Below are 10,433 nucleotides of genomic sequence, written 5' to 3'. Positions count from 1 at the left end.
GCCGGCCTCGTGCGCGGCGCGGACGGCGGCGACGAGGTCGGCCGGCGGGTCGGCGTCCAGCTCGGCCCAGCCGGGGACGATCACGGTGTCCGCCCGTGCGAGCCGGTCGAGCCCGTCGTCGGGCTCGAGCAGGAACCGTCCGTCGGCCCGGACCGGCGCCGACCCGCAGACGAGGAGCTCGTAGCGGTCCCCCGAGCCGAAGATCTCGCAGGCCAGGGAGAGCTCGAAGTTGAGGATCCCGTCGGCGACGGCGATCGCGACCGTATGCACGTCCGAAATTGTACGGACCACGTCGTTTCCGCCACTCACACCTCGGGCCGGGCGGTCGCCACGATGTCCTGGTGGAGCTTTCGAACAGGAACGTGACCGTCTACGGCGCGTATGGACACACCGGCCGCTTCGTCGTGGCGGCCCTGCGGGAACGCGGCTACGTCCCGGTGCTGTCGGGCCGGGACCCGCAGAAGCTCGCCGCGATGGCCGGGCCGCACGAGGTCCGGCCGGCCGCCGTCGACGACCCCGCGGCGCTCGACCGCGCGCTCGCCGGGTCGGTCGCGGTGGTCAACTCCGCGGGGCCGTTCGCCGCCACCGCCGGCCCGGTGATCGAGGCGGCGCTGCGCGCGGGCATCCCGTACGTCGATGTCGCCGCGGAGATCGAGGCCAACGCCGACACGTTCGAGCTGTACGCCGACCGGGCGAAGGCGGCCGGCGTCGCGGTCGTGCCGGCGATGGCCTTCTACGGCGGGCTCGGCGACCTGCTGGCCACCGCGGCGATGGGCGACTGGACCGCGGCGGACCGGGTGGACGTGGCGTACGGCCTGGACAGCTGGCACCCGACCGCGGGCACCCGGCTGTCCGGCGACGTCTCCCGGCAGCGGCGCGGCGGCCGGCGGGTCCGCTACGCCGGCGGCCGGCTGGAGTACCACGACGAGGCCCCGTCGACCGCGCGCTGGTCCTTCCCGGCCGGCGAGCGTGACGTCGTCGCCGGGTTCTCGATGGCCGACATCGTCACCGTGCCCAGCCACCTGCCGGTGGCCGAGGTGCGCTCGTACATGACCGTCGAGGCGGCCCGCGACGTGGTCGCCCCGGACACCCCGGCCCCGGTCGCGGCCGACCCGAGCGGCCGCTCCGCGCAGTCGTTCGTCGTCGACGTCGTCGTGCACCGCGGCGCCGAGCAGCGCCGGGCGGCCGCGAGCGGCCAGGACATCTACGCCGTCAGCGCCCCGCTCGCCGTGGAGGCGGTCGACCGCGTCCTGACCGGCCGCACCCGCACGGTGGGCGTCGCGTCCGCGGGCGCGACGTTCGACGCACCGGACTTTCTCGCGACGCTCGGGATCGCGGGTGTGATCGACCTGTAGCGACTACTGGCCACGACCCGGCGGTGACACCGTCAGCTCGTAGCGGCTGACCAGCGTGCGGTCGCCGATGGTCGAGCGCTGGCCGGGGGCGCCGCCGACCTCGACGTCGCCGCGGTGGGCGAAGCCGGCGGCCTCGTAGTAGGCGCGCAGGCGGCGGTTGCCGGCCACGCAGTCCAGGCGCAGCGCCGCGGCGCCGCGGGTGCGGGCCTGGCGGGCCGCCCAGCCGAGGACGGACACGCCGGCGCCGGCGGCCCAGCGCTCCACGGCCATCCGGTGCAGATAGCCGGCCGGTCCCGGGTGGTCGCTCCACAGCGGATCGTCCCAGTCCAGGGTCACAGTGCCGGCCGTGCGCCCGTCGGCCCGGACCAGCCAGGTCTCGCCCCGCTCGACCGCCGGGGTGACCCACTCGGCCGCGAACCGCTCCGGCCACTGCCGGATCCCGGCGGCGGCCAGCCGCGCCGCCGCGCGGTCGAGGACGGCGAGGACCTCCGGGACGTCGTCGGCGGTGGCGGGGACGAACCGCAGGTCCAGCATGCGGTCATGATGTCACCATGACCCAGCTGCTGCCGCCCGCCGACGGGCTGCTCCGATGAACACAGTGGAGGCACTGGTCGAGGCCGCGATCGTGGCCGAGGAGCCCGGCGAGATGCGGTGATCCTGTTTCCGACAGGCCGTCGTACGTCACAGCGGCCGGTCGGCGACAGTTTTCGGGCCGCCGCTTCCGTACCTTCCGTAACGGTTGCGCCTCCCGATCGGGGGCGCGCCCTGATTGGGAGGACATACACCGATGAAACACATAACCGTTCTGCTCACGCTCGTCCTCGCCGCCGGCGGCCTGACCGCCTGCGACGCCGAGTTCACCACCACCGCGCAGGCGCAGGAGATCGCCAGCCCGCAGCCGCCGATCGAGGCGCTCCGGTCGGCCGTGAAGGCGCTCGACGGTACCTCGCACAACTTCGAGCTCAAGGCCGGCACGTCGACCGGCAGCGGCCGGACCGACCACGCCGCCAAGGCCGCCACGATGGAGATGCGCGGCCAGGCGGAGGACCTCCAGGTCTCGATGGAGTTCACGGCCATCGCCCCGGACCTGTGGGTCAAGGCCGACTTCGGCGCCGAGCTCAACGAGCTGTGGGGCCTGAAGCCGGGCACCTGGATGCGCCTGGACAAGACCAAGCTCGGCGACTCGGCCTCGCTGCCGATCGACGAGACCGGCACGCCCGACCTGGGCATCACCGACCTGTTCAAGGACGGCCTCGCCGACGTGGAGCGCGCCGACGCGACGCACTTCAGCGGTACCGTGGACATCACCACCACCGACAGCGTGCTGACGCCGAGCGACAAGGTGCTGGACAAGGCCGGCGACAAGGCCAGGAAGCTCCCGTTCACCGCCACCACCGACGACAAGGGCCGGCTGACCTCGTTCGTCATCGACGGCGCGTCGATCGACCCGGACCTGGCGATCTCGCTGACGTTCGCCGGCTTCGGCTCGGTGCTGCCCGTCTCCGCCCCGTCGGGCGCGATCCCCGCCCCCGACGCGATGTACGAGATGTTCAGCTGATCACGGTCGGACCCGGTGCCGCCCCCGCGGCACCGGGTAACCAGCCGGATGCACGCCGTCGCGGTAGCCTGCGGCGGTGACGTTCGACGAGGCTGACGGGGCGGCGCTGATCGCGCTGGCCGGCACGGAGCAGGACCTCGACCTGGTCGAGGAGGCGTGCGCCGAGCTGGCCCGCCGCATCGAGCGCGGCGACCTGATGATCGGCATCCTGCCGCTGGACGCCGCCCGGGTCGTGGTCGTCGGGCTGAGCACGGCCGGCCGGGCCGGGCGTCCGCAGGCGTGGATCACGCTCGGCCGCTGCTACCTGGGCCTGCACGGGCATCTGCTCGATCCGGCCGAGTGGCCGTCGCGCTTCTCGTTCCCGGACGACGCGGGCGCGCTGCGCTGCTTCGCCGAGGCCGCCGCGCTGGGCGACCGGGACGGGGCGCTGCTGTTCGCGCGGGCCGCCCGGGAGGCCTCCCCCGAGGCGCAGGAGCAGGCCGCCGACTTCCTGCGGCCGTACCTCGGCACCGACCACCGCGCCGAGTACCAGTACGGCCTGGTGCAGCAGTGGCTCGGCGACCCGGCCGCGGCCGCCGGGCACCACGAGCGCGCCGCCGCGCAGGGCAACGCCGACGCCACCTTCGAGCTGTACGTGCTGTACGCCACCGGCGACGGCGTCGCGCCCGACGACGCGGTCGCCCACGACTGGCTGCTGCGCGCGGCCGAGCTGGGCCAGCCGCGGGCGCTGTACAACGTCGCGGCCGGGCACGCGACCGGCAACGGCTTCCCGCAGGACAGTGCGCTCGCGGTGGCGTACTACGAGCGCTCCGCGCGGGGCGGCAACCCGCGCGCCGCGGCGACGCTCGGCGTCATGTACCTGACGGCTGACGGCGTCGACGAGGACCCCGCGGCGGCGGCCCGCTGGTTCGGGGTGGCCGACGACCTGGGATACCCGGTCGACGGCTGGCTGGACCAGCTCGGCCTGCGCCGCCCGCGACCCTGAGGCACGATGAGGGCGCGTCAGTGCTGCAGCGCCGTGGCGAGGTCGCCGCCGATGCGGCTGACGGCGCCGAGGTCGAGGCGGTAGTACACCTGGCGGGCGTTGCGTTCGACCCGCACGAGGCCGAGCTCCCGCAGCACCCGCAGATGCCGGGACACCTGCGGACGGGTCATGGCCAGCCGGTCGGCCAGGTCGGCCGGCGTCATCGACTGCCGTGCGATCAGCCGGCAGAGCCGCACCCGGTGCGGGTCGGTGAGCGCGAGCAGCCGGTTGCGGACCAGCGTGACGCCGACGTCGGGCGGGTCGACCGGGAAGTGCACGACCGGCTGGAGGCCGGGCTCGTTCTTCACCAGCAGGTGCGGCGCGCCGTACCGGGTGGGCACGAGCAGCAGGCCCGTGCGGGCCGGGCTGAGCACGGCGTGGTGCACCTTGTCGAACACGACCCGGGCCGGGCCGGTGGCCGCGGTGACCAGCCGGGCGCTCGACGGGTCGAGCGACACGAGCGCCTCGGCCGCCCCGGCGTCGGCGAGGCGGCGGCGCAGCCGGACCGCGGCCCGGGTCAGCACCGGCTCGACCCCGGCCCACAGCTCGTCGAAGAAGACCCGCCGGGCGAGGCCGACGAAGGCCGCGATGTCCGCGTGCAGCCGGTCCGGGTCGGCGAGCAGGTCCTCGGCCAGCCGCAGGTGCGGCTCGGGCAGGCGGGCGGCCGTGCGGCGCAGCAGGCCGGCCTGGGCCGGGTCGTGACGCAGCCGGCCGAAGTCGAAGCCGTGGTACCCGCTCACGCACGCGTGCGCGGTGACCTCGATCGCGCGGTCGGTGCCGGCGGCGTCGAGCCCCGGGTAGAAGCCGCGCCACCGCAGCGCCGTCCACAGTGGAGCGAAGCGGCGCAGGCCGGCGTGGAGCTCGGCCGGGGCGTCGCCCAGCAGCCGCCGCACCCACGCCGCGTGCTCGGGGTGGTGGTCGTGGTGGGTGAGCACGTGCAGGCAGGCGGCCAGCTCGGCGAGCGGCGCCACCGCGACCGTGCACCGGTCGGCGCCGACCCCTTCGACGAGGACGACGACCGCCATGTATCGCAGGCTACCTCCGGCGTGCGCCGGTCAGCTCGGCGGACAGGTCCCAGAGCCGCGCGGCCGCCTCGGGGTCCAGCGCGTAGGCCGCCACGCCGCGGCGCACGCCGGGGCGGTGCGGGCCGGCCTCCTGGCAGTCCTCGAAGTACCGCCCGGTGACGCCCGCGACGAGCGGCGAACCGGCCAGCAGGACCGAGGTCGCCGCGCCCTGCTCGACGTCCTTCCACGACACGTCGGTGCTGGCGGGGTCGAACGAGGCCGGCGCCGCGGCGATGTCGCCGACGTGCCGGCCGAGCCGGGTCTCGGTGATCCGGCCCGGGTTCAGCGCGTTGGCGGTGATGCCGTCGGCCGCCCACCGGCGGGCCGCCTCGACGGCGAAGAGGATGTTCGCCGTCTTCGACTGGCCGTAGGCGAGCCACGGGTCGTACGGGCGGCGGCGGAAGTCGACGTCGTCGAGGTCGACGCCGGCGTTGACGTGCCCGACCGAGCTGACGGCCACGACCCGCGCGCTGCCGGCCGCCGCGAGCGCCGGGTGCAGGCCGGTGGCCAGCGCGAAGTGCCCGAGGTGGTTGACCGCGAACTGCAGCTCCCGGCCCTCGGGCGTGCGCCGCAGCGGGGTGGCCATGATCCCGGCGTTGTTGACGAGTGCGTGCAGCGGGCCGGACCAGGCGGCGACGAACGCGGCGACCGAGCGCAGGTCGGCGAGGTCGAGCGGCGCGACCCGGGTCACGCCGGGCAGGCCGGCCGCCACCTGCTCCCCGGCGGCGACGTCGCGCACGGCGAGCGTCACCTGCGCCCCGGCGCCGGCCAGGGCACGGGCGGTCGCGACGCCGAGGCCGGACGACGCGCCCGTCACGATGACGCGCCGGCCGGTCAGGTCGACGCCCGCGAGCACCTCGGCGGCGGTGGTGGTGGTGGCTCCGAACAGCATGGTCGTTCCCTTCGGTAGACTAAACGGACCGCGGTCCGCTCAGTCGAGCATAACCGGACCTCGGTCCGTTTAGCCACTGGAGGCACCCGTGCGCGCCGACGCCCGCAGCAACCACGAACGGCTGCTCGCCGTCGCCGCCGAGGCGTTCGCCCGCGACGGAGCCCAGGCGTCGCTCAAGGCGGTCGCCCGGGAGGCCGGCGTGGGCATCGGCACGCTCTACCGGCGCTTCCCGACCCGGGAGGCCCTGGTCGAGGCGGTGTACCAGCACGAGGTGGACCGCCTGTGCGAGGCGGCCGGCGACCTGCTGGCGGGCGCGCCCCCGGCGGCGGCGCTGCGGGCCTGGATGGAGCGCTTCGTCGACTTCATGGCGGCCAAGCACGGGATGGCCGACGTGCTGCGGCCGGTCCTGGTCTCCGAGGACGACCGCCAGCACACCCGCGACCGGCTCCGGTCCGCCATCGCCACGCTGCTCGCGGCCGGCGCCGAGGCGGGCGAGGTCCGCGCCGGCCTCGACCCCAACGACCTGCTGATGGCCCTCGGCGGGATCACGATGATCGCCGGCGAGGAGCGTCAGCGGGAGCTGGCCAGCCGCCTCATCGACCTGGTGCTGCTCGGCGTCGCCGCCTAGCGGTTCCTAGGCGGGAATGCCGCGGTCGACCACGACCTCGTACACCAGATCGGTGGTGATCGAGCCGACCCGGGCCAGCTCCGACGTGATGCGGGCCAGGTCGGGCATGTCGGCCGCGAGCACCTCGGCGACGTAACAGGCCTCGCCGGTGACCCGCACGCACCGCACGATCTGCGGCTCGCGGGCCAGCACCGCCGCGACCTTGTCGTAGAGCGCGCCGTGGACCTTCATCCGCACGACCGCCCGCAGCGGCAGCCCGCACGCGCCGGGGTCGACGCGGGCGGTGTACCCCGTGACGACCCCGCGCTCCTCCAGGCTGCGCAGCCGGGCCCGGGTGGCGGACACGCCGAGGTGGATCGCGCCGGCCAGGGCGGTCAGGGACGCCCGGGCGTCGCGCTGCAGCTCGGCGAGCAGCAGCCGGTCCACCTCGTCGAGTGCGGTCATCGCGGCACAGTACCGCAAAACCTGCGGTAACCCGCGCGTGATACCGCAGGAACGGACTCCTGCCCGGCGCGCGGCGCCCGTAGCGTCGTAGGCGTGACCGAATCCAGAGCATTCGCCTACGTCGACGTCTTCGCCTCGGCGCCCCTCACCGGTGCGCCGCTCACGCTGGTGACCGACGCCGACGGCCTCGCGGACGAGCAGATGCGGGCCCTCGCCCGCGAGTTCAACCAGTCCGAGACCACCTTCGTCCAGCGGCCCGTGCGGGCCGGCACGACGTACCGGCTGCGCTCCTTCACGCCGTCGGGCGCGGAGGTCTTCGGCGCCGGCCACAACGCGCTCGGCGCCTGGCTGTGGCTCGCGGGGTCCGGACGGCTCGACGCCGAGGAGGGTACCTTCGTCCAGCACATCGGCGACGACGTGCTGCCGGTGCACGTGCGGCGCCCGCCCGGCCGGCCGGCGGTCGTCACGATGGAGCAGTCGGCGCCGGTGTTCGGCGCCGTCGTCGCCGACCGCGCCGGTCTCGCGGACGCGCTCGGCCTGCACCCGGACGACCTGCTGGCCGGCCGGGACGCCCGGGTGGTGTCGACCGGGGCCGGTCACCTGCTGGTGCCGGTCCGCGACCGGGCCGCCGTCGACCGGGCCGCACCCGACGCGGCCCGCCTCACGGCCGCACTGCGGGCGGTCGACGGCGAGGGCTGCTACGTCTACACCCACGACACGGTCGACCCCGCCGCCACGGCCCACGCGCGGTTCTTCAACCCGGCGATGGGCATCTGGGAGGACCCGGCCACCGGTACCGCGGCCGGCCCGCTGGCCGCGCTGCTCGTCGCCGACGGCGTCGTCGAACCGAAGGGCCGGGTCGTCATCGAGCAGGGCCACCGGATGGGCCGGCCGAGCACGATCGAGGTGACCGTCGACGGGTCGCAGGTGCGCATCAGCGGCTCCGGCCTGGTCGTCGCGGAGGGCACCATGCTCGTGCCGGAGGTGGCGGCATGACCCCCGCGGAGGAGGCGTTCCTGCGCCGGGCGATCGAGCTGGCGGTGCGGTCCCGGGCGGGCGGCGACGCGCCGTTCGGGTCGCTGCTCGCCGACGCGGCCGGCACGGTGCTCGCCGAGGAGCACAACACCGTGCTGTCCGACGGCGACATCACCGCCCACCCGGAGCTGAAGCTGGCCCGCTGGGCCGCCCGGCACCTGAGCGCCGCGGACGCCGCCGGCACCACGATGTACACCAGCTGCCAGCCGTGCGGCATGTGCACCGGCGCCGTCGACCGCTCCGGCCTCGGCCGCGTGGTCTACGCCCTGTCGGCCGAGCAGCTCGACGCGCTCAAGCCGTCCGGTGGCTTCCCGCGCGTGCCGCAGCACGGGCCGGAGCTGTTCGAGGCGGCCCGCGCCGCCGTCGCGGGGTACTACACCTGACGGCGGCGCCGGACCAGCAGCCACGGCGCGCCGCCCAGCACGAGCAGGACCGCCAGCAGCGGCGCCCGCCACCACGGCGACACCGCGGACGGCGGCGCCGCCGGCTCCGGCGCCACCCACGGACGGGCCGACCTCGACCAGGCCAGGAAGGCGTCGCCGATCGGCGCGAGGCCGAGCGCGTACCGCTTGCTCCACGGCGTGTCGACCGGCGCGCCCGCGAGCTCGCCGTAGTTCGCCAGCGCCGCCGCCAGGGCGGTGTCGTGGTTGACCCGCGCGGCGCCGATCGTCACGACCGTCGCCGACAGGCTCACGCCGAGCAGGAGCGGGCCGGAGTCGACGTCCGCGGTACCGTCGACGCCCTCGGGAAACTCGCGGACGGCCGGGCCGAGGGCGAGCGGCGACACCACGAAGCGGTCGCGGAAGCGCAGATACTGCTCGCGGGCGAACGCCGGGTCGATGTCCGGCAGGAAGCGGTGGATGACGCTCTGCGACGTGCCGCGGGCGACCTCGACCGGCTCGCCCGTGGCCGGGTCCACGCGGTGCGGCATGAGGCCGGTGCGCGGGTCGAGCCGGTCCCGCACGCCGCCGAGCCAGCGCTGGACGGTCCCGCCGTACCGTGGCGGCAGGAGCGCGTCGTGCAGCCGCAGCGACGCGACCGCCACGGTCGAGTCGACGGGCCAGGCCTGGCCCGGGTAGGCCGTCAGGTACGGCGTCGGCGCCGCGTCGAAGGCGGCGGCCAGGGCGGCGGAGTCCTCCTCGAAGCGCCGTACCGCTGCCGGGTCGCGGTCCAGGCCGACCACGCCGCCGCGCAGCCAGTTGGTCCAGCCCCGGTAGAAGACGCCGTACCCCGGCGTCAGGGCCGCGCTGAACGGCGCCCGGCCGGCCTCCGAGTCGAGCCGCTGGAGCGCCCAGTTGGCCTCGCGCAGCGCCGTCGCGCGGAACGTCCCCGGCTCGCGGCGGCCGAGCTCGACCCACGTCAGCCCGTACAGGACGTGCAGGAAGAAGAAGCCCTCGGGGAACTGGCCCTGCGCCTCGTCGGCGGCGCCGTCGTCGAGGGCCGCACGCAGGAACGCGAGCTGCCGGTCCACGCCGGTCGTGGCGGGCACGACCAGCCGCAGCCCGCCCACCGCCGCCACCAGCGCCAGCACGATCGCGACGACCCGGCGCAGCACGTACATGGTCGGTACGGTAGCCCTTGTGGGCAGGCCGCCGGCGCGGGCGACCCCGAGGCGGCGCGGGAGCCTGGCTAGGCTGGGCGCGTGACGATCATTCTCGTGCCGTACCACCAGGACGAACGCCTCGCCGACGGCTCGATCCCGGTGGCGGCGGACATCACCGTGCACCCCGAGTTCCCCGACGGCGACCGCTGGCAGCGGCTGTCCAGGCTGTTCGAGTCGGTGGCGGCGGTGGTGGCCCCGGTCGTCGCGGCCGGGCGCGTGCCGGTGGTGTTCTCCGGCGACTGCCTCGTGGCCGGCGCGACCGTCGCCGGCGTGCAGCGCGCCGGCAGCGACCCGGCCGTGGTGTGGTTCGACGCCCACGGTGACGTGCACACGCTGGAGTCGAGCACGTCGGGGTACCTCGGCGGCATGGCCCTGCGGCTGCTCAACGGCGCCCACCCCGACCTGTACGCCGACCGCTTCGGCCTGCGCCCGGTGGCGCCCGGGCGATCGGTGCTGGTCGACGCGCGGGACCTGGACCCGGCCGAGGAGGAGTACCTGGCGTCCAGCCCGACCCCCCGCATCCCGGTCGCCTCGGTGTCGGCGGACACGGTCCCGCCGGGCCCGCTGGTCGTGCACGTCGACGTGGACGTGATCGACGCGGCCGAGCTGCCCGGCCTGCGCTTCCCGGTCCCCGGCGGCCCGTCGACCGGCGCCGTCCTGGCCGCCTGCGAGCGCCTGCTGGCGACGGGCCGCGTGGTGGCCCTCGACATCGCCTGCCCCTGGTGGCCCGCGACCGGCCCCGACGCCGACACCCGCTCCCGCCTGCTGGCGCGGTTCTAAGGCCTGTTTCATAACTGGGGTCGGAGCGAGGCGGAGTCCAGATTTCGTCT

The 10,433-nt window shown here is 75.5% G+C and carries 12 protein-coding genes and 1 pseudogene; 7 read left to right on the top strand and 6 right to left on the bottom strand.

Going from position 1 to position 10,433, the window contains the following annotated elements:
• Positions 1 to 270: pseudogene (locus ABZS66_RS57605) on the bottom strand (AraC family transcriptional regulator); the annotation flags it as partial.
• Positions 271 to 341: 71 nt separating this feature from the next.
• Between ABZS66_RS57605 and ABZS66_RS57600 the strand changes: the two are divergent.
• Positions 342 to 1,355, top strand: coding sequence for a saccharopine dehydrogenase NADP-binding domain-containing protein (locus tag ABZS66_RS57600; protein WP_354772825.1), 1,014 nt, complete (start codon positions 342 to 344; stop codon positions 1,353 to 1,355).
• A gap of 3 nt (positions 1,356 to 1,358) precedes the next feature.
• On the opposite strand, the gene ABZS66_RS57595 is transcribed toward ABZS66_RS57600, so the two are convergent.
• Positions 1,359 to 1,889 (bottom strand): GNAT family N-acetyltransferase, encoded by a 531-nt coding sequence (locus ABZS66_RS57595; protein WP_354772823.1) that lies wholly within the window; start codon positions 1,887 to 1,889, stop codon positions 1,359 to 1,361.
• A 253-nt stretch (positions 1,890 to 2,142) separates the two neighbouring features.
• Here ABZS66_RS57595 and ABZS66_RS57590 point away from each other — a divergent pair, with 253 nt between their 5' ends.
• Positions 2,143 to 2,913 carry a hypothetical protein gene (locus ABZS66_RS57590; protein ID WP_354772821.1) on the top strand — a complete coding sequence of 257 codons (771 nt, stop codon included), beginning with the start codon at positions 2,143 to 2,145 and terminating at the stop codon, positions 2,911 to 2,913.
• Between the two features lie 76 nt (positions 2,914 to 2,989).
• Positions 2,990 to 3,898, top strand: a complete 909-nt coding sequence (locus ABZS66_RS57585; protein ID WP_354772819.1) for a tetratricopeptide repeat protein — start codon at positions 2,990 to 2,992, stop codon at positions 3,896 to 3,898.
• Positions 3,899 to 3,915: 17 nt separating this feature from the next.
• Here the strand turns inward: ABZS66_RS57585 and ABZS66_RS57580 are convergent, their stop codons facing one another.
• Entirely contained in the window at positions 3,916 to 4,962 is a 1,047-nt protein-coding gene (locus ABZS66_RS57580; RefSeq protein ID WP_354772817.1) for a DUF5937 family protein, read from the bottom strand.
• Positions 4,963 to 4,972: 10 nt separating this feature from the next.
• Positions 4,973 to 5,893 (bottom strand): SDR family NAD(P)-dependent oxidoreductase, encoded by a 921-nt coding sequence (locus tag ABZS66_RS57575; protein WP_354772815.1) that lies wholly within the window; start codon positions 5,891 to 5,893, stop codon positions 4,973 to 4,975.
• Between the two features lie 88 nt (positions 5,894 to 5,981).
• Here ABZS66_RS57575 and ABZS66_RS57570 point away from each other — a divergent pair, with 88 nt between their 5' ends.
• Positions 5,982 to 6,521 carry a helix-turn-helix domain-containing protein gene (locus tag ABZS66_RS57570; protein WP_354772813.1) on the top strand — a complete coding sequence of 180 codons (540 nt, stop codon included), beginning with the start codon at positions 5,982 to 5,984 and terminating at the stop codon, positions 6,519 to 6,521.
• 6 nt (positions 6,522 to 6,527) lie between these two features.
• On the opposite strand, the gene ABZS66_RS57565 is transcribed toward ABZS66_RS57570, so the two are convergent.
• Complete coding sequence (locus ABZS66_RS57565) at positions 6,528 to 6,965, bottom strand: Lrp/AsnC family transcriptional regulator (protein ID WP_354772811.1); 438 nt, start codon at positions 6,963 to 6,965, stop codon at positions 6,528 to 6,530.
• Positions 6,966 to 7,058: 93 nt separating this feature from the next.
• On the opposite strand from ABZS66_RS57565, the gene ABZS66_RS57560 reads away from it, so the two are divergent.
• Together ABZS66_RS57560 and ABZS66_RS57555 are read left to right on the top strand one after the other, a co-directional pair.
• Positions 7,059 to 7,961, top strand: a complete 903-nt coding sequence (locus ABZS66_RS57560; RefSeq protein ID WP_354772809.1) for a PhzF family phenazine biosynthesis protein — start codon at positions 7,059 to 7,061, stop codon at positions 7,959 to 7,961.
• A complete protein-coding gene (locus tag ABZS66_RS57555) occupies positions 7,958 to 8,383 on the top strand; it encodes a nucleoside deaminase (RefSeq protein ID WP_354772807.1) in 426 nt (141 codons plus the stop codon). The genes ABZS66_RS57560 and ABZS66_RS57555 overlap by 4 nt, the downstream gene beginning before the upstream one ends.
• On the opposite strand, the gene ABZS66_RS57550 is transcribed toward ABZS66_RS57555, so the two are convergent.
• Entirely contained in the window at positions 8,374 to 9,561 is a 1,188-nt protein-coding gene (locus tag ABZS66_RS57550; RefSeq protein ID WP_354772805.1) for a hypothetical protein, read from the bottom strand. The two genes, ABZS66_RS57555 and ABZS66_RS57550, sit on opposite strands and share 10 nt — an antisense overlap.
• Before the next feature lie 81 nt (positions 9,562 to 9,642).
• Between ABZS66_RS57550 and ABZS66_RS57545 the strand changes: the two genes are divergently transcribed.
• A complete protein-coding gene (locus ABZS66_RS57545) occupies positions 9,643 to 10,383 on the top strand; it encodes an arginase family protein (RefSeq protein ID WP_354772803.1) in 741 nt (246 codons plus the stop codon).
• Positions 10,384 to 10,433 lie beyond the last annotated feature (50 nt).

Source organism: Dactylosporangium sp. NPDC005572, assembly GCF_040605515.1.
Taxonomy (GTDB): domain Bacteria; phylum Actinomycetota; class Actinomycetes; order Mycobacteriales; family Micromonosporaceae; genus Dactylosporangium.
Note: the sequence above shows the minus strand (reverse complement) of the source record. Positions and strands in the feature narration are given on the sequence as shown.